This is a genomic window from Streptomyces sp. NPDC127117, from assembly GCF_042677325.1.
In the GTDB taxonomy this organism is placed as follows: domain Bacteria; phylum Actinomycetota; class Actinomycetes; order Streptomycetales; family Streptomycetaceae; genus Streptomyces.
Genome location: NZ_JBHXTM010000012.1, coordinates 121,773 through 140,002 on the forward strand (window position 1 = coordinate 121,773; position 18,230 = coordinate 140,002).

20 protein-coding genes are annotated in these 18,230 nt (G+C 71.3%); 12 read left to right on the forward strand and 8 right to left on the reverse strand.

The annotated features are described in order from the left end of the window. The first annotated feature begins 41 nt into the window (after positions 1 to 41). On the forward strand, positions 42 to 611 hold the full coding sequence (locus ACFVH0_RS13555; protein WP_385819723.1) for a PadR family transcriptional regulator: 570 nt from the start codon (positions 42 to 44) through the stop codon (positions 609 to 611). After that, on the forward strand, positions 598 to 1,473 hold the full coding sequence (locus ACFVH0_RS13560; protein WP_385819724.1) for an SGNH/GDSL hydrolase family protein: 876 nt from the start codon (positions 598 to 600) through the stop codon (positions 1,471 to 1,473). Before ACFVH0_RS13555 ends, ACFVH0_RS13560 begins: the two co-directional genes overlap by 14 nt. Here ACFVH0_RS13560 and ACFVH0_RS13565 read toward each other — a convergent pair. Beyond that, positions 1,470 to 2,417, reverse strand: a complete 948-nt coding sequence (locus ACFVH0_RS13565) for an N-acetylmuramoyl-L-alanine amidase (RefSeq protein ID WP_385819725.1) — start codon at positions 2,415 to 2,417, stop codon at positions 1,470 to 1,472. The two genes, ACFVH0_RS13560 and ACFVH0_RS13565, sit on opposite strands and share 4 nt — an antisense overlap. 417 nt (positions 2,418 to 2,834) lie before the next feature. On the opposite strand from ACFVH0_RS13565, the gene ACFVH0_RS13570 reads away from it, so the two are divergent. Then, positions 2,835 to 3,308 carry a hypothetical protein gene (locus ACFVH0_RS13570; protein ID WP_385819726.1) on the forward strand — a complete coding sequence of 158 codons (474 nt, stop codon included), beginning with the start codon at positions 2,835 to 2,837 and terminating at the stop codon, positions 3,306 to 3,308. Between the two features lie 187 nt (positions 3,309 to 3,495). Then, positions 3,496 to 3,993 carry a BTAD domain-containing putative transcriptional regulator gene (locus ACFVH0_RS13575; protein WP_385819727.1) on the forward strand — a complete coding sequence of 166 codons (498 nt, stop codon included), beginning with the start codon at positions 3,496 to 3,498 and terminating at the stop codon, positions 3,991 to 3,993. A 348-nt stretch (positions 3,994 to 4,341) separates the two neighbouring features. On the opposite strand, the gene ACFVH0_RS13580 is transcribed toward ACFVH0_RS13575, so the two are convergent. The 4 genes from ACFVH0_RS13580 to ACFVH0_RS13595 all read right to left on the reverse strand — a co-directional run bounded on the left by ACFVH0_RS13580 (position 4,342) and on the right by ACFVH0_RS13595 (position 7,608). Next, complete coding sequence (locus ACFVH0_RS13580) at positions 4,342 to 5,370, reverse strand: phosphotransferase family protein (protein ID WP_385819728.1); 1,029 nt, start codon at positions 5,368 to 5,370, stop codon at positions 4,342 to 4,344. 135 nt (positions 5,371 to 5,505) lie between these two features. Then, positions 5,506 to 6,147: a glyoxalase gene (locus ACFVH0_RS13585; RefSeq protein ID WP_385819729.1), complete on the reverse strand. Its 642-nt coding sequence runs from the start codon at positions 6,145 to 6,147 to the stop codon at positions 5,506 to 5,508. 103 nt (positions 6,148 to 6,250) lie between these two features. Then, positions 6,251 to 6,661 (reverse strand): VOC family protein, encoded by a 411-nt coding sequence (locus tag ACFVH0_RS13590; RefSeq protein ID WP_385819730.1) that lies wholly within the window; start codon positions 6,659 to 6,661, stop codon positions 6,251 to 6,253. A 197-nt stretch (positions 6,662 to 6,858) separates the two neighbouring features. Further along, the gene (locus ACFVH0_RS13595) at positions 6,859 to 7,608 is read right to left on the reverse strand and encodes a dienelactone hydrolase family protein (RefSeq protein ID WP_385819731.1); all 750 of its coding nucleotides are present in this window, start codon (positions 7,606 to 7,608) and stop codon (positions 6,859 to 6,861) included. A gap of 240 nt (positions 7,609 to 7,848) precedes the next feature. Here ACFVH0_RS13595 and ACFVH0_RS13600 point away from each other — a divergent pair, with 240 nt between their 5' ends. The 5 genes from ACFVH0_RS13600 (at position 7,849) to ACFVH0_RS13620 (ending at position 11,871) form a co-directional block, all read left to right on the forward strand. Further along, the gene (locus ACFVH0_RS13600; protein WP_385819732.1) at positions 7,849 to 8,436 is read left to right on the forward strand and encodes a L,D-transpeptidase family protein; all 588 of its coding nucleotides are present in this window, start codon (positions 7,849 to 7,851) and stop codon (positions 8,434 to 8,436) included. A 503-nt stretch (positions 8,437 to 8,939) separates the two neighbouring features. Then, complete coding sequence (locus ACFVH0_RS13605) at positions 8,940 to 9,920, forward strand: CorA family divalent cation transporter (RefSeq protein WP_385819733.1); 981 nt, start codon at positions 8,940 to 8,942, stop codon at positions 9,918 to 9,920. Between the two features lie 54 nt (positions 9,921 to 9,974). Then, positions 9,975 to 10,760 (forward strand): DeoR/GlpR family DNA-binding transcription regulator, encoded by a 786-nt coding sequence (locus tag ACFVH0_RS13610; RefSeq protein WP_385819734.1) that lies wholly within the window; start codon positions 9,975 to 9,977, stop codon positions 10,758 to 10,760. 50 nt (positions 10,761 to 10,810) lie between these two features. Beyond that, positions 10,811 to 11,212 carry a DUF4406 domain-containing protein gene (locus ACFVH0_RS13615; protein ID WP_385819735.1) on the forward strand — a complete coding sequence of 134 codons (402 nt, stop codon included), beginning with the start codon at positions 10,811 to 10,813 and terminating at the stop codon, positions 11,210 to 11,212. Beyond that, positions 11,209 to 11,871 (forward strand): NUDIX domain-containing protein, encoded by a 663-nt coding sequence (locus tag ACFVH0_RS13620; RefSeq protein ID WP_385819736.1) that lies wholly within the window; start codon positions 11,209 to 11,211, stop codon positions 11,869 to 11,871. Before ACFVH0_RS13615 ends, ACFVH0_RS13620 begins: the two co-directional genes overlap by 4 nt. Positions 11,872 to 11,892: 21 nt before the next feature. Here the strand turns inward: ACFVH0_RS13620 and ACFVH0_RS13625 are convergent, their stop codons facing one another. Continuing rightward, positions 11,893 to 12,501 (reverse strand): TetR/AcrR family transcriptional regulator, encoded by a 609-nt coding sequence (locus ACFVH0_RS13625; protein ID WP_385819737.1) that lies wholly within the window; start codon positions 12,499 to 12,501, stop codon positions 11,893 to 11,895. Positions 12,502 to 12,553: 52 nt separating this feature from the next. Between ACFVH0_RS13625 and ACFVH0_RS13630 the strand changes: the two genes are divergently transcribed. Next, positions 12,554 to 13,537 (forward strand): GNAT family N-acetyltransferase, encoded by a 984-nt coding sequence (locus ACFVH0_RS13630; RefSeq protein WP_385819784.1) that lies wholly within the window; start codon positions 12,554 to 12,556, stop codon positions 13,535 to 13,537. On the opposite strand, the gene ACFVH0_RS13635 is transcribed toward ACFVH0_RS13630, so the two are convergent. Next, positions 13,494 to 15,020: an MFS transporter gene (locus ACFVH0_RS13635; RefSeq protein ID WP_385819738.1), complete on the reverse strand. Its 1,527-nt coding sequence runs from the start codon at positions 15,018 to 15,020 to the stop codon at positions 13,494 to 13,496. The genes ACFVH0_RS13630 and ACFVH0_RS13635 overlap by 44 nt on opposite strands. 194 nt (positions 15,021 to 15,214) lie before the next feature. On the opposite strand from ACFVH0_RS13635, the gene ACFVH0_RS13640 reads away from it, so the two are divergent. Together ACFVH0_RS13640 and ACFVH0_RS13645 are read left to right on the forward strand one after the other, a co-directional pair. Beyond that, positions 15,215 to 15,586, forward strand: coding sequence for a YciI family protein (locus ACFVH0_RS13640; RefSeq protein ID WP_266694972.1), 372 nt, complete (start codon positions 15,215 to 15,217; stop codon positions 15,584 to 15,586). After that, entirely contained in the window at positions 15,583 to 16,845 is a 1,263-nt protein-coding gene (locus ACFVH0_RS13645; RefSeq protein ID WP_385819739.1) for an RNA polymerase sigma factor, read from the forward strand. The genes ACFVH0_RS13640 and ACFVH0_RS13645 overlap by 4 nt, the downstream gene beginning before the upstream one ends. On the opposite strand, the gene ACFVH0_RS13650 is transcribed toward ACFVH0_RS13645, so the two are convergent. Further along, positions 16,824 to 18,032: a PQQ-binding-like beta-propeller repeat protein gene (locus ACFVH0_RS13650; protein WP_385819785.1), complete on the reverse strand. Its 1,209-nt coding sequence runs from the start codon at positions 18,030 to 18,032 to the stop codon at positions 16,824 to 16,826. The genes ACFVH0_RS13645 and ACFVH0_RS13650 overlap by 22 nt on opposite strands. Positions 18,033 to 18,230: the final 198 nt, after the last annotated feature.

Below are 18,230 nucleotides of genomic sequence, written 5' to 3' on the forward strand. Positions count from 1 at the left end.
ATGATGCAGGGACGGACGAGCTAAGGGAAGGGGTCGCTCCGATGGCCTTGCGACATGCCGTGCTGGCGGCGCTGCTGGACGGTGAGTACAGCGGATACCAGCTGGCGAAGGCGTTCGACATCGGCGTCGCGAACTTCTGGCACGCCCTGCCGCAGCAGCTGTACGCGGAGCTGGCCAAGCTGGAGAAGGAAGGACTGGTCGCGGGGCGGCAGGTGGTCCAGGAGACGCGGCCCAACAAACGTCTGTTCCAGGTCACCGACGCCGGCCGCGCCGAACTGGAGAAGTTCGCCGCGGCCGTGTCGAAGCCCTCGTTCATCCGCGACGACCTGCTCGTCAAGGTCCAGGTCGCCGACCGCATCGGCACGGCATCGGTGATCGAGCAGCTCCGGGAGCGGGCGTCCGCGGCCGAGGCCAAGATCGAGCTTCTCGGCAAGGTGCTGCGGCAACTGCGCGGCGACGCGGACGAGGAGGAGTTCCTCCTCCGGGGCGAGCGGATCGGACCGTACCTGACCTGTCTGCGCGGCCTGGCCTTCGAGCAGGAGCACCGGGACTGGTGCCGGCGGATCGCCGCGGTTCTCCGGGAAAGGCAGTCGACGCATGCCGAAGGGTGAGTACCTGCGCTACGTCGCCCTGGGCGACAGCCAGACCGAGGGACTCGGCGACGGTGACGACACCGTCGGGCTGCGGGGCTTCGCCGACCGGCTCGCCGAGCACCTCGCGGCCGTCGACCCGGGGCTCCGGTACGCCAACCTCGCCGTACGCGGCCGTGTCGCCGGCCAGGTCCGCGCCGAACAGCTGGGGACCGCCCTGGCCCTGCGGCCGGACCTGGCCACCGTCGTCTCCGGGGTCAACGATCTGCTGCGGCCCCGGTTCGACGCCGCGGAGGTGGCCGGGCACATGGAGGAGATGTTCGCCGCGCTCACCGCGGCCGGAGCCCAGGTGGTGACGCTGACCTTCCCCGACGTGGGGAAGATCGTGCCGCTCGCCCGGCCGATCAGGTCACGCGTGTCCGACCTCAACACCCGCATCCGTGCCGCGGCCGCCCGGCACGGAGTCGCGGTCGCCGAAACCGGCCGGGCGACCGTCGCCACCGATCCCCGGCTGTGGAGTGCCGACCGGCTCCACGCCAGTCCCCTGGGCCACGAGCGGATCGCCGCGGCCGTCGCCGAAGCGATCCACCTGCCCGGCAGCGACGACGCCTGGACGCTCCCCCTGCCACCGCAGAGGGTTCCCACGGGCCGTCAGGCCGCAGCGGCCGAACTGCGCTGGGCCGCCGCGTTCCTGGGCCCCTGGCTCGGACGCCGCCTTCGCGGCCGGTCCTCCGGTGCCGGCCGCACCGCGAAGCGTCCCCGACTGCTGCCCGTGAGCACCACGCCCGGCTCCCCGTCAGGAGCCCAGGGCCTCTCGTCCGGATCATGCCGGGCTCACGTGCCCCGGTGCCTGATCCGGCCTGATCCGAACGAAAGACCCTAGGCGTCCACGGTGTCAGTACCGGAATCGATGACGGCCCGTTCGATCGCGGCCTCGACCGCGGCGACGACGGTCCGGGTGTCGGCGCCGCTGCCGACCTGACCGGCGAGCGCGGTGATCGCGGCGGTCTGGGCGGCCATCCGCCTGTCCATGGACCGGATGCGGGCCTGCATGTCCTTCAGGATGGACTGCGGCTGCCACGTCGGATTCGTCGAATGGTCGGCCGCGTCCGACGGGCCGCCGATCGCGTCGGTCTTCCACACGGCGTCGAAGATGTCGCGCTTGGTGATTCCTGCCATGGGGTCCTCCTGGTCGGAGCCGGGGTTCCAGCTCGCGGGGTGCTTGAGCCGCTCGGCCACGTCGGCGCGGAGCTTGGGCATGGTGAAACCGCGGGGGTCGACCTTGTCGTTCGACCACTCCAGGTGGCCGATCACGGACTTCGCCGACCATTTGTGCGCCCGGCACAGGGCTGCCTGGACACGGACGATCGCGTCGTACTGGGCCTTGGGCCAGGGGTCCTTGCCGTCGCCGAGGTTCTCGCACTCCCACCCGTAGAACCGTGCGTTGCCGTCGACCCCGTTGCTGTTGCCGCGGGTCGGCGGAGTCGGCCGGGTGCCGTACGACTCCGCTATGACCTGGTCCAGCACCTTGGGGTCGCCACCACCGGCGTGATTCGCGCGGCCCCAGCCGACCATGTGCACCCGGCCGTCCTTCGCGATCATGCCGTGACACAGCGGGCCGGGCAGGTCCGCGTAGCCGTCGCGGACCATCCGGACCGTCGCAGCGGTGCCCTTGGTCACGGTGTGGTGCACGATGCTGCCGTTGACCGGGCCCCACGGGCCCTTCGAATTGCGGTTGTGGGTACGCCAGTTACCTACCTCGACCACGCGCACGCCCTCGGCGCGCAACGCCTTGAGCACAGCGGAGGCGGACAGAGGACTAGCCATTCGTTTCCCTTTCAGCCCGATATGTACGGGAAGTTGTGGATCCCGCGTACGGTCCACCACCGTCCGCGTGAACGCGAACCGGGTTGCGGTGACGACCATTTCGTAAGAGATCCATACCCCCGCAACGGCAGCCGGACTCGACCGCGTGACCAGCAGTGTGGACGGATCGCCGGCAGCGAACGACCGGATGCGGCTCGGCCGGGATTTCGCGCACGGTCCGCGAGGGTTCACTCACCGCCGGACTTCGACCGATCATCCGCGAACCCGTGCAGCGATGCCCCCGGTCGGCGGGGCCGGCCCGGTGCCGCCGACCGGCGCAAGCAGTTTCGTTTCAGCACTGAAGCCGCTGGGCCGTCCGGGTGGGTTCGTGGCCGCGTGCCTGGCCCAGGCGTCTGCCGCCTGCGTAAATCCAGGGTTGTGATCAAGAACCTCGTGCGGCGCGGCCTTCCCGCGCTCGCCCTCGCAGTCCTGCCCGTCCTGGCCTCCGTTCCGGCTGCCGACGCCGTGGGAAGCAGCCACCCTGTCCGGAGCGCGCAGGCCCAGTCGGCGCTGCGGAGCGACTCCCACTTCTACCCGCCCGCCAGCCTCGGCCGGAACCAGGCCTGGACCTCCGGCAACGGCCGTACCATCCTGCGTGTCCAGAGCGACGGCAACGTCGTCGTCTACAAGGACAACCGTCCCGTCTGGCAGGCCCCGAACGTCTACCCCAACGCCGACAGCCTCGTCATGCAGGAGGACGGCAACCTCGTCGTCTACAACCGGGCCGGCGACCCGCTCTGGGCGGCCGGAACCTGGCACAAGGGCCGGTACCTCTCCGTCCAGGACGACGGCAACGTAGTCGTCTACGACAGCGCGAACCGGCCCGTCTGGGCCACCAACACCGGCGACTGAGCAACGTTCCATGTACTGAGCGACGCTCCATGTACGGCAAGGGCCCGGACGGCTGTCCGGGCCCTTGCCCTTTCCCTGCCGTCCAGGAAAAGGCTGGTCCCTCCCTCCCACCAGTGGCAGGATCGCCTGCCACAGGGCCCTGAGCACGGAGGATGCGGATGCGTTTTCGGTCCTCGGACCACTCGAAGTGTTCGACGGCACCCACTGGCGGGGTATCTCGGCCGCCAAACCCCGCCTGCCCGCCACCCCGCTGGTGCAGCGCGATGTCCCCGTGCCGACGGGCCGGCTGGGCGCGGAGTTGTGGGGCGGGCGTGAACCCGAGGCCGCTGCCGATCTGATTCAGCAGTATGTGATGCGGCTGCGTCGCGGACTCGGGGACCGACAGGGCCGGTTGCTCGTCACCCGGCCGCCCGGCTATCAGATGGTGCCGGCCGACGAGGACGACATGGACGCCTCGGCCTTCACCCGGCTCGGCGACTCGGGCCGCGCGGCACTGGCGGTCGGCGATGCGGAACGGGCGGCGGGCCTGCTCGCCCGGGCACTCGCACTGTGGCGCGGGCCCGCGCCCGCCGATGTGCAGACCGGGCCGATGGCGGAGGCGGAGGCCGCGCGGCCGGCCGAGCAGCGGCTCGATGTCCTGCAGGACCGCGTCGAGGACGTGAAGGCCACGGGGCTCCAGGTCTGAACGGTCCGTGAGGGAGGGGACGGGCTCAAGGGCCGTTCCCCTCTCCCACGGTCGTGCGTGGTCATCCGTACCGGGCAGAACGTCCGGCCGGGCGGCGAACCGGCCGGGCGGCGAACCGGCCGGGCGGCGAACCGGCCGGGCGGCGAACCGCCGTCCGGACAGCGGGGACGCGGTTCAGCGGCACAGGGCCGTGTCCGGTTCAGCGGCACAGGGCCGTGTCCACGACGCTGTCGAGGTGCTTCGTGGTCGCCCAGTCGGTAGGGATGCCGGTCACCGCGGCATCGCCGGCGCGGCCGTCGTCGGTGGCCCCGCCCCGGGTCTCGCAACCGTCGGCCCGGCGAAGGGTGTCTACGGGCGCTCCGACGGGACCGGCCGGAGTTCGGGCCAGCGGGCGAGCATGCTGCGGCGCATGTCCGTGCTGAGCCCGCTCAGGCCGCTCAGGCCGGTGCGGTCGGCGGTCAGCCGGCCGACGACTCCGAGCCGGTGGACGAGACGTTGCCGGGCGGTCGCGGTGCCCCACTTCCAGTCCTGGTCCGGGATCCGGGCCAGGTGGTCGGTGGTTTTGCGGCGGGCCCTCTCGACCAGTGCGTCGCCCCGTAGCAGCCAGCCGGCGCACGCGTCGGCGAGGTCGCCGTGGAGTTCGGTGCCGGTCGCGGTGTGCCAGGCCGTGCGGTAGGCGGACTCGGCCCGGTCCAGCAGCGGGGCGGGGGCCGCGGTGACGCACCAGCACGTCGGGAAACCGATGCGCAGATAGGCGAGTTCCATCAGTCCGCTGCCCAGCGACGCCTGTTCGAAGTCGATGAACCTGACCCCGTCGGCGGTGTGCAGGTCGTTGCCGGGACACGGATCCCCGTGCAGAAGGGCGTGCCCCGGGGCCCGGCCGAGCCGGTGCACGAGCGCGTCGAGTTCGCCGGACACGCCGGGTGCGACGGGAACCTCCAGCGCCTCGGCCAGTCCGAGGAAGGACTCGACGTCGGCCTCGTCCGGACCGGGCCAGCGGGGCAGTGATCCGGCGTCCTCGGGGCGGGCGACGGCGTGCAGCCGGGCCAGTGCCGACGCGTAGTCGACGATCCAGTCCCCGGACGGGCGCCGGTGGTCCAGATGTTCCAGGACCAGCACCCGCTCACCGGGGTCGGTGCCCAGCAGCGCGGGCACCAGGGGCGCTTCGGCACGGGCGGCGAGCCGCAGCGCGGTCAGCTCGCGGGCGTACCGCTCCTCGGCGTCGGGACCGTCGACGATCTGCTTCACGACCGCCGGGCCCCCGGCCAGCTGTACGCGCCACACGCGCGAGCGCGGGCTGCTGGACAGACGCCGGGAGCGCCCGGGAGCGCCCAGCCCTGCCCGTAACTCGTTCCCGAACGGGAGCCGCGACCACATGGGGGCTCATCCTTCCACGCGGGCGGGCGCGGTGCGGAGGGCCGGGTGGTCTGCCTCGGGGCGAGGCAGCCTCATGGTCCGTCAGCCGGCCTCAGGGCTGCGGCAGCCCCCTTCGCGCCCTCCTTGTCGCCGCGGTCACGCCCGGTGGCGTTCGGCCGGAACGGCCGGCGAGACGGCCTCCCATGCGAACCCGTCCGGGTCGGTGAACGATCCGGCGGCGCCGCCGATCGCGAGCCCGTGCGTTCCGGTGCCCTCGGGTGGGACGCCGAGGTCCTTGGCCAGTGCGCGGCGCCGGTACAGCGCCAGTTTGACGGGGCTCTCCCCGGCCGCGAACTCGACGTACATGCGGCTGAAGCTCTTCGCCACGGCGAGGCCCCGGCCGACGTAGAAGCACTTGCTCGCGACCACGTCCGCGACGCCCAGCAGGAGCACGATCTCGTCGATCTGCCGGGTGGCGGGGCCGGTGTCCTTCTTCGCCGAGGTCGCGACCTTCCAGATCGTCCCGTCCGGGGCCTGTACGACGCCGCCGTAGCCCCAGAGCGACTTCGCGGCGGGCTTCAGCGATGTGGCGCCCGCGTCGAGTGCGGTGCCGATGAGGCTGTCGACGGTGGCGGGCCGGGACACCGTGAGCGCGAGCGTGAACCCGCGGAAGCCGGTGGTGGGGGCCTCCGAGGCGCGCAGGCGGATCTGGTTGGCCAGGCCGAAGGCGGTGGTGTGGAAGCGCTCGGCGGCCGCGGGGTCGGCCACCTCAAGGGTCACGGTTTCGATGGATGCCATGTCCATCACGCTAGTTACGGCCCGGCGGCCGGTGCTTCTCGATTCCTGATCGGTTGGGTCCGTACGCCGGCCGCGCCCCCCTGCCTCGTTGCCGCCGAACGGCTCAGCGCAGTTCCTGGATCCGGACCAGGTTGCCCGCGGGGTCGCGGAAGGCGCAGTCGCGCATGCCGTACGGCTGCTCGGTCGGTTCCTGGACGACCTCGGCGTCGGCGGCCCGCACCTGCTCGAAGGTGGCGTCGAGGTCCCGGGTGGCCAGCAGGATCCAGCCGTAGGTGCCCTTGGCCATCATCTCGGCGATGGTGCGGCGCTCGTCCTCGGTGACTCCGGGGTCGGCGGCCGGCGGGGCCAGCAGGATGGAGGTGCTGGGCTGGTCGACGGGACCGACCGTGATCCAGCGCATCTTGCCCTGTCCGACGTCGCCGCGTACCTCGAAGCCGAGGACGTCGCGGTAGAAGACCAGGGACTCCTCCGGGTCGTCGTGCGGGAGGAAGCTGGTGTGAATGGAGATGTCCATAACGATCATGCTAGGCGCGGCTCCGCGATCCGCACCTCGTGATTCACTCGCGCTCTTCCGTCCCGGTGCCGTCCGGACGACCGCCCGCGGCAAGGCCCTCATCGGCCTCGACGCGTCCGCCGGGGTACGGGCGGGTCGAGGGCCCGTACCCCGGCGGACCGGGTGGCCGGCCCTCGGCCGGCCTCGGTGCCGGAGCCTCAGCCCTTGGTCAGGGTGCGGTCGAGGAGGGGGAGCAGCCGGTCCCAGTGGTGTTGCAGTGCGGCGGCGTCGAAGGCGGCGGTGTCGGCCATGGTGAAGCCGTGGACGGTGCCGGGGTAGATCTCGCAGGTGTGGCCGACGCCCGCGGCTTCCAGCACCTGGTCGAGCTCGCCGACAGCCTCCGGCGACATGTCGCTCTCGGCGATGCCGAAGTGGACCTCGGCGGTGACCTCGGGGGCGATGCGGTGCGGGCTGTCGGGCGCGTCGGTGACCAGGGCGGAGGGGTGGAATCCGGCTACGGCGGCGACCCGGTCGGGGTGGGCCGCCGCGGTGCGCAGCGCCAGGGCGGCACCCATGCAGTAGCCGATCACGGCGACCGGTCCTGCGCCGACCTCGGGCTGGGCAGTGAGGAACTCGAAATAGGCGTCGGCGTCACGCAGGGCGCGTTCGGTGGTGTGCGCCTCGATCAGGGGCATCAGCCGGGCGAACAGCGCGGGCCGGGACTCTGCTCCGATGTGCTCGGGGAGTTCGACCACCGGTGCCGGGCCGTGCCGGTAGAAGACGTTGGGGACGAGCACGTAGTACCCGTGCCCGGCCAGTTCGCGGGCCATCTCCTCCAGCACCGGACGCACTCCGATGGCGTCCATGTACAGCAGCACTCCGGGGTGCCGCCCGCCGCCGTCGGGGAAGGCCGCGAAAGCATCGGCCTGACCGTCTCGGGTGGGAATCTGCAGCGTCTTGGTAGGCATGGGCATGAACCGTAGCAGCGGGTGATCGATCCGGGACCGCCGTTGTGCCGGTATTCAACCGGCGCGCATAAGCGCAGGCCGGGGCGGTGCATCGGGCAGGCATGGGGGCATGCATGCCCGCCCATCGGCGCATCGCCGCCGGGCGTTCCGTACCGCCTCCCCGAGGGCCCATGGTTGGTCCACGGCGCCCCGGACTCCCGGGGTTCGCCGCCTCCCCAGTCCTCGAAGGAGCGATCACCCATGTCCGCGACCTCTCCCCTGCGTGTCCGTGCCGCCGCCATCGGTCTGAGTGCCATGGCCCTGATGACCGTTGCCGCCGTCACCGCCCCGAGCGGTCGGGCCGCCGCCCCGGCCGGTGGCGCCGCTGTCACCACCCTGAAGTTCGTACGGAACTCCGCCGACCCGCAGAACTCACGCCTGCTGGTGGTGCGCGGCAACGAGACGCAGGCCGTCTTCCGCGCGGGCTCCGGACTCGGCCGCGGCCATGCCAAGGGGCGCGACGAGTGCGCTTCGGCCAAGGGTTGGCTGCCCGCGGGCACCTACACCGTCGGCGCCCGCCAGACCCGCTACAACGGAAACCTCATCAAGGGTTACGCCATCCCACTGAGCAACAAGACGTGCAGGAACGGCCGGACGACGCGTACCGAACTCTTCATCCACAGCGAGATGACCCGCACCGGCGGGCAGGGCAGCACCGAGAGCCGGCGCTGGGACGGCGTGGGTGACTACAAGTCCGCGGGCTGCATCAAGCTCGCCCCGGAGGACATCAAGAAGCTCTTCCGCAACCTCGGCCGGGGCGCGGCGCCCAAGCGTCTCGTCGTCGTCTGACAACGGGAACGGGGCGCTCCGCCCGCGGTCGGCGCCCCGGCAACTTCTCCTGCAGCCGGGTCCAAGACGACATCGCAGTGCTGCTGCGGGGCCATCGGGGAGCAGCGCAGCTGCGCTCCGGTGGCCGCGGTGAGTTTCACGTAGTCCTGGGGGCCGTCAGCCTGTCGAACATCCGGCGCGGCTGACCGGGGTAGAACCGCTCGTACTCGTAAGTCATACCGGCGGCCGTAGGAGCGGGGGCGCCCGCACCGACCCGAGCGGCACAGGTCGTTCCCCCGCACAGCCCGGGCACCTGCCCGCCGGTCGGAAGCGGTGGCTCTGCGGATGGTCGTCGGTCCGTGGTCCGCGTCATCCTCGTGGTCGGCGCGTGCGTCCGGCCCTGCGCGCTTCCCGCCCCGAAGATGGGTCCGAGTACAGATCCGAATCCGGTTCCAGCTCCGGCTCCGCGTACCGGGACGTGCGTGGTGGCCGCGGATGACCCCGGTGACCCATGGCGAGGAACGATGATCGTATCGATGGTGTCGATGCCGGAAGGGGTCATCACTCACACCCATGTGTCGGAGGCACGCAGGCATCTGACGGCATCCCGTTTCCTGCTCGTGGACATCGAACTGCCCGAGGAGCAACCGCCCGACGAACAGCCGGTCGCCCACCTGCTCGGGCTGGAGGCCGAGGACGTGGCGTGGCTCGGCAGGGAAGGCGAGTCCGCGCGGGCCGAATTCCTCGGGGACAGCGCCGCGTTCGTCGTGCCCGCGGTCCAGGCGGACCGGATCACGCATCTCCACGCCTTCGTGACCGAGCGATATCTGATCACGGTGCACCGAGGACCGGCCGGACCGGTCAAGAGTCTCATCACCAGGTTGCCGCACGAACGGCCGCCGGACAGCGTGGCCATACTGTTCCTGTTGCTGGGAGAGGCCCTGGACACCTTCCGCCGGTCGGCCGTGCAGGCACTGCTGGAGGTGGAGGACCTGGAGGACGAGATGTTCCAGCACCGGGTTCCCCAGCATGTCTACCGCCTGGCACTGCTTCGCCGGCGCGGGGCACTCCTGCACCACGCGCTGCTGCCCTACCTTCAGGTGACGGACGAGACCTTCACACGCCGGATGATGAACCCCGGTTTCCCCGAGAAGCGCCAGAAGCTCGCTCGCGACTACCAGCACACCGCGAGGCTGGTGCTCACGGACATCGAGTCGCTCCAGAACTCCGCCCGTCGAGCTTTCGGCAGCTACTCCTCACTGGTGTCCGGCGAACAGAACAGCGTGATCAACCGGCTGGCGATCGTGTCGACGATCTTTCTGCCGCTGACCTTCCTGACCGGGTTCTTCGGCATGAACTTCACCTACCTGACCGACGAGCTGGAGAGCAAGGACGTCTTCTGGCTGCTCGCCGTAGGTCTGCAGGCGGTGTTCCTGCTCATCGCCCTCTACGCGCTGCACCGCACTCGCATCTGGCGGAAGCTGCGCGACGACGACAGCCAATAGCGGAGTTCGCACACTCGGATGTTCATTCAAACTGGAGCATGGTAGAAATGAGCCATGGGTGTCGCCAATCGTCTGGACCTGACCCTGCGATTGGTGCAGGGCTCCGACCGGGTTTCCGTGTCGGAGCTCTCCCATCGTCTGGGCGTCTCGGAAATGACCGTGCGCAGGGACCTCGACGCGCTGGAGCGTCAGGGCCTGGTGCGAAGGGTGCACGGTGGCGCTGTCGCCACCCGCCCACGTGACGAGGGCGCGGGATTCTCCGCGCGGGAGCCGTGGCAGGCGGCCACCAAGGACCGTCTGGGTGCGGCCGTGGCCGGGCTCGTGGAGCCGGGATCGCGGGTGCTGCTCGACGCGGGGACCACGACCGTGCACGTCGCCGAGCACCTGGCCGCCCGGGCCCCGCTGACGGTCGCCGTGCTCAGCCTGCAGGCGGCGCTGAGCCTGGCCGACCGGCCCGGGATCGATCTGTTGGTCGTGGGTGGCCGCTCCCGTCCCGGCGAGCGCTCCCTCGTCGGCCCGCTGGCGCTGCGCACGCTGGAGTCCCTGGCCTTCGACTGCTTCGTGATGTCGATCGGCGGTGTGCACGCCGAGCACGGCTGGTCGGAGTTCTCGCTGGACGACGCGGCCGTCAAGCAGATCGGGCTCACCCGGGCCACCCGCACGATCGCGGTGGCGGACGCGACCAAGCTCGGCGTGCGCGCCTTCAGCCGGGTCGCCCCGCTCGACGCGGTGGACCGCTTCGTCACCGACAGGGCGGCCGAGGACGCCGCCACGCACCCCAGCGGCCCGGCGACCCTGGACGCCCTGCGGGACGCGGGCGTCGACAGCCTCCTCGTCTGAATCCGAGCCCGGTGCCCGATCCGGCGCCCATCCCCAAGGACTGAACGCCCATGACCGACGTTCCGCGCGAAATTCCGCGCACCCTTCCACGCGCACTGATGATTCTCGTCGCGGGCCCCTACCGTTCGGGCACCGGCGACGACCCCAGCAAGCTGGAGGCCAACGTACGGGCGATGAACGAGGCCGCGCTCGTCCTCTTCCGCGCCGGGCACCTGCCCGTCACCGGCGAGGCCCTTGCCCTGCCGCTCCTGGAGACGGCCGGCAGTACCGGCCCCGGCGACGCGCTGTTCCAGGAGATCTTCCACCCCGTCGCCGAGCGGCTGCTCTCGCGCTGCGACGCGGTCCTGCGCGTCGGCGGCCCCTCCGAGGGGGCGGACCGGATGGTCGCCCAGGCCCTGGCGCGGGGCAAGGACGTCTACGCCGGCCTCGACGCCGTACCGGCCGCCCGATGACCGCCGGGATCGACACCCCCGACCGGCGCGGGCGCACCGGCCTGGAGCAGCACGGCCGCGGCCTCACCGGCAACCCGGGCGTGCGGATCCGCGAGGTCGAGCTGCTCTCCAGCGACTGGTACGTCCTGCGGAAGACCACCTTCGACTACCGGCACAGCGACGGTCACTGGAGCCGCGAGCAGCGCGAGACGTACGACCGGGGCGACGGGGCGACCATCCTGCTCCACAACACCGACCGGCGCACCGTGCTGCTGACCCGTCAGTTCCGCCTCCCCGCCTATGTCAACGGACATCCCGACGGGATGCTGCTGGAAACCGCCGCCGGGCTCCTCGACGGCGACGGTCCGGAAGAGGCGATCCGGCGGGAGGCCGCCGAGGAGACCGGGCACACCGTCGGTGCCGTCGAGCACGTCTTCGACGTCTACATGAGTCCCGGCTCGGTCACCGAGCGCCTGCACTTCTTCGCCGCCCCCTACGACACGGCCGACGTCCCCGCCGGCGGCGGCCCCGGCGGAATCGCCGACGAGGGCGAGGACATCACCACCGTGGAACTGCCCTTCGCCGAGGCGCTCGAGCGGATCCGCGACGGCACGATCGCCGACGCCAAGACCATCATGCTGCTCCAATGGGCCGCCCTCGACGGGCCGTTCGCGCGGTGACGGTACGGGGGTCCGGGCGGCTCATCGCCGTGCGGGCCGGGGCGGTGTGATCGAGGCGAGGAATTCGTCGACCATGGCGATCTGTACGTCCTCGGGGAACCGGCCGGGGTCGAAGAGTGCCTGGACGACGAGTCCGTGGGTGAACGCGACCGCGGTGGCGGCGAGTTGTTCCGGGTCGGCGGCTTCGGGGACTTCGCCCAGGCCGCGCGCGGCCTCGAAGTGCGGGCGGAGCGTCGAGCGCAACCGGGTGTAGCGGTCGGCCTGGTCCGCGGCCAGTCCGTCGTCGGCGAGGGCCAGGTCCCAGGAGCTGACCCAGATGCGGTTGCGGGCGGTGTCGCCCTCGGTCAGCGGCAGGATGTCCAGCAGCATGGCCCGCACGGTGGCCAGGCCATCGGCCGGACGGTCGCGGCGCGGGCGTTCCGCGGTGCGCTTCTCCAGCAGGTCCAGGGCGTGCGCGATCAGGGCCCGCTTGGTCGGGAAGTAGTGCATGAGCATCCCGGTCGAGACGCCCATCGCGGCTGCGACGGCGCGCAGCGTCAGCCCGCCGAACCCCTTGTCGGCGAGGACCTGCCACACCGCCCGGGAAACGTCGTCACGGCGGGCTTCACGGTCTCCGGGTGCGGGCGGCATGCTGCTATCTTACGTACCGAACGCTTGTTACGTACCCAGGGACGAGGTTTCCGTGTTCACACTGCCGCTCGGCGACACCGCTCAGCTACGCCCCCTGGAGCCCTGGCACGCGCAGGAGTTCCTCGCCCACATCGACCGCGCGCGGCCCCATGTGGACCCGTGGATACCCTGGGCGACCTTCAGCACCGACCGCGCCTCCGCCACTGCGGTCCTCCAGCGCTACGCCGACAAGCAGGCCGCGGACACCGCCCGGATCTACGGGATCTGGCTGGACGGCACACTTGTCGGCGGCGTCATGTTCACGCGCTTCGACAGCACCTCCGGAGTGTGCGAGGTCGGCTGCTGGCTGGAGGCCGCCGGGGAGGGCCGGGGACTGGTGACCCGGGCGTGCCGGTCGCTGCTCGACTGGGCTTTCGCGGAGCGCGGGATGAGCCGGGCCGAATGGTGGGTCCGGACGGGCAACACTCGGAGCGTCGAAGTCGCGCGCCGGCTGGGGATGAGCCGTGACGGTGTGCTGCGGAAGCACACCGAATACCGGGGCGAGCGGCTCGACATCGAGGTCTGGTCGGTCCTCTCCGAGGAGTGGCCCCCCGCGGCGGAAGAATCCGCGGGGGGAGTACCCGTTTCCGAGGTCAAGGCCGAACTCGACCGGTTGACGCACACCTTCTTCGGCGCCTTCACCAACACCGGCGGAAGCCGGCCCGACCTCGGCGCCGTCCGCGAGGTGTTCGTCCCGCGGGGAACGATCATCGCGAACACCGGGGCCGTCGACACCGAGCCTGTGGTCCACGACCTCGACTCCTTCATCGCTCCCCGGGAGAAGATGCTCACCGACGGGACGCTGACCGAGTTCTCCGAATGGGAGGTCGCCGAGCGGACCGAAGTCTTCGGGGCCATCGCGCACCGGTTCAGCGAATACCGGAAGTCCGGCATCCGCGACGGCGAGCGCTTCGAGGGCTCCGGCCACAAGACGATCCAGTTCGTACGGACGCCTACCGGCTGGCGGATGAGCTCGATGGCCTGGGAAGACGTGTAGACGCTTCCTCGTCCGGGGCGGTCCGGACACGGGAGGCCAGGGACGTCAGCACGGCCAGTCCCACGAAGAAGACCGCGGCGACGCCACCGGTGACGTGCAGACTGGCGGTGAACGCCTCACGCGCGGTGTCCAGCAGTTCCGCGCCCCGGTCGGCGGGCAGGTGCCGGCTCGCCTCGACCGCGCCGGCCAGCGAGTCGGACGTGCCGTCCGTCCGGCTGCGGTAGACCACCGCGGCCAGCACACCGAGCAGCGCGAAGCCGAGCGAACCGCCGAGGTAGTTGCCGGTCTCCGACATCGACGCCGCCGAGCCCGCGCGCTCCGGTGGTACGGACCCGACGACCAGCCCGGTGCCCAGCGCGAACAGCGGTCCGGTGCCCAGCGCCAGTACGGTGATGCCGGTCATCACCAGCGGCAGGGCGTGCCCGCCGTCGACGAGGACCAGCAGCAGGCTGCCCAGCGCCGACACCGCCAGCCCGCCGGCGATCGCGGTCGGCTGCTTCATCCGGCGGGCGAGCGCCGGTGCGGTCATGGTGCCGACCGCCACGCCCAGGCCCATGGGCGCGAACAGCATCGCCGAAACGACCGGCGAGTGGCCCAGCACGCTCTGCAGGTACTGGGTCACCAGCAGGCCCGTACCGGCCATGGCCATGCCGGCGAAGACCAGCGCGACGAGCACGGCGGTGAACGGGCGGCTGCGCAGCAGCCGGAGGTCCAGCAGCGGCGTCTCCAGCCGCAGTTGCCTGCGTACGAACAGGACACCGATGGCCGCGCCGACGACGACCGCCACCACCGGCACGAAGGGCACGCTCCCGGCGCCCACGCTCTCCACGGCCAGCCGCTTGATTCCGTAGACCAGCAGGAGCACCGCCGCGAGCGACTGCCCGACGCCGGCCGGGTCCAGCCGCCCGGCCCGGTCGCTGCGGAACTCCGGCAGCAGGACCGGCCCGGCGATCAGCAGCAACAGCATGGCCGGCACGGCGATCAGGAACACCGATCCCCACCAGAAGTGCTGGAGCAGGAATCCGGCGAGTACGGGGCCGAGCGCGCCGCCGGTGAACTGGCAGGTCGCCCAGACCGCGATGGCCTGCCCACGCTGCCGTTCGTCGCGGAACATGTTGGTGATCAGGGCGAGGGTGGACGGCACCAGGGTCGCCCCGGCGACGCCCAGCAGCGCTCGGACGACGATCAGCATCAACGGGTCGACCGCGAAGGCGGCCACGGCCGACAGCACCGCGAAGGCCGCGCAGCCGATCATCAGCAGCCGTCGGCGGCCGATCCGGTCGCCGAGCGTGCCGGTCGTGATGACGAGGCCGGCCACCATGAGTCCGTAGCTGTCGCTGATCCACAGCTGCTGGACGTTGGTGGCCCCCAGGTCGGCGCTCAGCTGTGGGAGCGCGAGCAGCAGTGCCGTCACATCCATGGCGACGAGAAAGGTCGGCAGCATGAGGACGACCAGTCCCAGCCATGCCCGGTTGACTCGCATATCGGAAACTCCCTGTTCTCTCGATGTTTCGCCGCCTGGTCGGAGCGGTCGGGAGTTTCTTGACATCGGTACGGGCGCGCGGCGGCGAAAATCTTCCGCGGAAGTTCCGGCGGGGATGTCAAGACGGCCGCGTCGGCTCCGACCCACTGGGTGAAGGGCCCGACCGGGCTCGCGGACCACGAGGAGTGCGAGAGATGAAGTTCCTGATCAGCATGCATATCAACCCGGCCGTGCTGGACGCGCTGACCGACGAGGAGAAGGCGGCGATCGGCGGCGGCCACGGCGAGTTCATCGAGGCGCTGAAGAAGTCGGGCGAGCTGATCAACACGCAGGCGCTGGTCGACCCGTCCCAGGCCGTCGTGGTGTCCGTGCGCAACGGCCAGCCGGTGGTGACCGACGGGCCGTTCCTGGAGTCGAAGGAGTATCTGGGCGGCTTCTACCTGGTCGACTGCGAGAACAAGGAGCGGGCGATCGAGCTGGCGGCGCGGATCCCGGACGCCGCGATCGACGGTCTGGGCATCGAGGTGCGGCAGGTGATGTTCGCCGACGGACAATTGGAGGCATGACAGCACCAGCCATCGAGGACCTGCTGCGTGAACTCACGCCGCAGGTCCTGGGCACATTGGTACGCCGGCACGGCAGGTTCGAAGGGTGTGAGGACGCCGTGCAGGAGGCCGTCCTCGCCGCCGCGGTCCAGTGGCCCGCCGAGGGGGTGCCGGACAACCCGCGCGGCTGGCTGGTCACCGTCGCGTCCCGGCGGCTCATCGACCAGATGCGCAGCGACCACGCCCGCCGCGAACGGGAGTCGGCGACGGCCGCCGAGGTGGTGCCCGAGGACGTGCCGGACACCGACGACACGCTCGTCCTGCTGTTCCTGTGCTGCCATCCGACGCTGACCGCGGCCTCCCAGACCGCCCTGACGCTGCGGGCGGTCGGCGGTCTGACCACTGCCGAGATCGCCCGCGCGTTCCTGGTGCCGGAGGCCACGATGGCGGCCAGGATCAGCCGGGCCAAGCAGCGCATCAAGGCCGCCGGCAGCTCGTTCGGGCTGCCGGTGGGTGCGGAGCGCGAGGAGCGGCTGCGGGTCGTCCTGCACGTGCTCTACCTGATCTTCAACGAGGGCTACACCGCCTCCTCGGGCAGCGAGCTGCACCGCGCGGACCTCGCTCGCGAGGCGATCCGGCTGACCAGGTCGGTGCACGCGCAGCTGCCCGAGGACGGCGAGGTGACCGGGCTGCTCGCGCTGATGCTGCTGACCCACGCCCGCCGCCGGGCACGTACGACGGCGGCGGGCGACCTGGTGCCGCTGGACGAGCAGGACCGTACGGAGTGGGACCGCGAACTGATCGACGAGGGGCTGGGGCTGGTCAAGTCGTCGCTGGCCGGTCCGGCGCTGGGCCCGTACCAGTTGCAGGCCGCGATCGCCGCCACGCACGCCGACGCGGCCACGGCGAAGGAGACCAACTGGCCGCAGGTGCACGCCCTTTACCTGGTACTGGAACGGATCGCGCCCAACCCGATGGTCACCCTCAACCGGGCGATCGCACTCGCCGAGACTCAGGGCCCGGCGGCCGGGCTGGCCCTGCTGTCCACCCTGGACGATGACCAGCGGATGGCCGGGCACCACCGGCTGCTGTCCGTACGCGCGCATCTGCTGGAGAAGACCGGCGACACGGCCGGTGCGTACGAGCACTACCGCCGCGCCGCGAGGGCCACCGCCAGCATCGCCGAACAGCGCTACCTGGAGTCCCGGGCCGGCCGGGTGAAGCCCCGGGGCGGGGGCGCGGGCCCGGGACGTCCGGATCACACGGCGGGGAGCGCGTAGAGCCGCTTTCCGTGCATCACGGCCAGCCGGTCGCCCGCCGCCGCCACGTACCACTGCTGGATGTCGCCGCTCCTGTCGTTGTACGTCCAGCGCAGCTTCCCGGTCGCCGCGTCGAAGGCGTGCACGCCGCCGTCCTCGTCGAACTCGGTCGCGCCGTACAGGGTGCCGTTCACCTTGGCGAACTGCCACGCCTGTGTCGCCTTGTCCCGCAGGTCCTCGTTGTGCCAGATCCGTTTGCCCGTGGCGGGATCCACCGCCCACATGGCGCGTGCGCTGTCGGCCGCGTAGAGCACTCCGTCCAGGACGTGCGGGTCGTTGAACGCGCTGAACTCCTCCGTCCGGAGCGACCAGCGTTCCTTGCCCCCGGCCAGGTCGAAGGCGCGCAGCCGCCGGCCGTCCGCCACGATCACCAGATCCTTGTGCACGGCGAAGCGGCGGTTGTTGGACCGGCTGATCTTCTTCGTCCACAGCTGCCGGCCGGTCGCCGTGTCGCGGACGGTCACGTTCTCCCGGTAGTCCGTGTAGACCAGGCGCCCGTCGACGGCCGCGGCGGTGATGCCGAACTCCTCGGTACCCGCGTCGCGCTGCTCGCGCCAGGCGATCTTGCCGGAGGTGGTGTCGATCGCGGCGATCACGTTGTTCGGTGTGGTGAAGTCCTTCTCCAGGATGCCGGCGAGTACGTACACATGACGGTCGTCGGCGGCGAGCGGGCGCGGCTGCTCGTACTGCTTGCCCAGTCGGCTGCGCCAGGTCTCCTTGCCGGTGGCCGGATCCAGTCCCACCACGTCGCCGTCGTACTCGGCGCTGGCGAGATAGAGCGTGCCGCCGCCGAGGATCAGTTTGGCACCGGGCGTGGTGACGCCGCGGCGCGACCACTTCTCCTTGCCGGTGGCCATGTCCCGTCCCACCAGCGGGTCGCCCGACACCAGGGCCACGCCACCGATCGCCGCGAGCGCGTCGTTGCCGGCCAGATTGCTGTTCGCGGCCTTCGCCCGCCACAGCGGCTCCGGCGCGGTGCCCGGCGGCAGGGTGGTGAAACCGTCGCCCTTCTTGTCCCCGCCCGGCTTCGAGCTGCCGCTCGGCGCGCCCGCCTCCCCCTCGGGACCGCACCCCACGAGCCCGGCCCCGAACACGGCCAGCCCCAGCCCTGTCCCGGCCAGCCCGAGTATCCGCCTGCGCGGCACCATGTGCCCGTCACGAACGCTCACGTCTGTTCCCACTTCCGTCCAACTGTTCCGACGTCCCCCTGGGACCTCTTGAGCGCCGCCAGGCTAACCAGCGATTTTCGGCCGACTGCCGAATGGCACACAGCCGGGACACAGCCGTGAACCTCCCGTCACAGGGCAACCGTCGCTCCGCCCGCGCACGGCCCTTCGGATGCTGGG

What these genes read in the sequence shown, in the direction of transcription:
- ACFVH0_RS13555 (WP_385819723.1), top strand. Translation starts at nt 42, where the DNA reads ATGGCCTTGCGACATGCCGTGCTGGCGGCGCTGCTGGACGGTGAGTAC.
- ACFVH0_RS13560 (WP_385819724.1), top strand. Translation starts at nt 598, where the DNA reads ATGCCGAAGGGTGAGTACCTGCGCTACGTCGCCCTGGGCGACAGCCAG.
- ACFVH0_RS13565 (WP_385819725.1), bottom strand. Translation starts at nt 2,417, where the DNA reads ATGGCTAGTCCTCTGTCCGCCTCCGCTGTGCTCAAGGCGTTGCGCGCC.
- ACFVH0_RS13580 (WP_385819728.1), bottom strand. Translation starts at nt 5,370, where the DNA reads ATGTGGTCGCGGCTCCCGTTCGGGAACGAGTTACGGGCAGGGCTGGGC.
- ACFVH0_RS13585 (WP_385819729.1), bottom strand. Translation starts at nt 6,147, where the DNA reads ATGGCATCCATCGAAACCGTGACCCTTGAGGTGGCCGACCCCGCGGCC.
- ACFVH0_RS13590 (WP_385819730.1), bottom strand. Translation starts at nt 6,661, where the DNA reads ATGGACATCTCCATTCACACCAGCTTCCTCCCGCACGACGACCCGGAG.
- ACFVH0_RS13595 (WP_385819731.1), bottom strand. Translation starts at nt 7,608, where the DNA reads ATGCCTACCAAGACGCTGCAGATTCCCACCCGAGACGGTCAGGCCGAT.
- ACFVH0_RS13600 (WP_385819732.1), top strand. Translation starts at nt 7,849, where the DNA reads ATGTCCGCGACCTCTCCCCTGCGTGTCCGTGCCGCCGCCATCGGTCTG.
- ACFVH0_RS13605 (WP_385819733.1), top strand. Translation starts at nt 8,940, where the DNA reads ATGATCGTATCGATGGTGTCGATGCCGGAAGGGGTCATCACTCACACC.
- ACFVH0_RS13610 (WP_385819734.1), top strand. Translation starts at nt 9,975, where the DNA reads ATGGGTGTCGCCAATCGTCTGGACCTGACCCTGCGATTGGTGCAGGGC.
- ACFVH0_RS13615 (WP_385819735.1), top strand. Translation starts at nt 10,811, where the DNA reads ATGACCGACGTTCCGCGCGAAATTCCGCGCACCCTTCCACGCGCACTG.
- ACFVH0_RS13620 (WP_385819736.1), top strand. Translation starts at nt 11,209, where the DNA reads ATGACCGCCGGGATCGACACCCCCGACCGGCGCGGGCGCACCGGCCTG.
- ACFVH0_RS13625 (WP_385819737.1), bottom strand. Translation starts at nt 12,501, where the DNA reads ATGCCGCCCGCACCCGGAGACCGTGAAGCCCGCCGTGACGACGTTTCC.
- ACFVH0_RS13635 (WP_385819738.1), bottom strand. Translation starts at nt 15,020, where the DNA reads ATGCGAGTCAACCGGGCATGGCTGGGACTGGTCGTCCTCATGCTGCCG.
- ACFVH0_RS13640 (WP_266694972.1), top strand. Translation starts at nt 15,215, where the DNA reads ATGAAGTTCCTGATCAGCATGCATATCAACCCGGCCGTGCTGGACGCG.
- ACFVH0_RS13645 (WP_385819739.1), top strand. Translation starts at nt 15,583, where the DNA reads ATGACAGCACCAGCCATCGAGGACCTGCTGCGTGAACTCACGCCGCAG.
- ACFVH0_RS13650 (WP_385819785.1), bottom strand. Translation starts at nt 18,032, where the DNA reads ATGGTGCCGCGCAGGCGGATACTCGGGCTGGCCGGGACAGGGCTGGGG.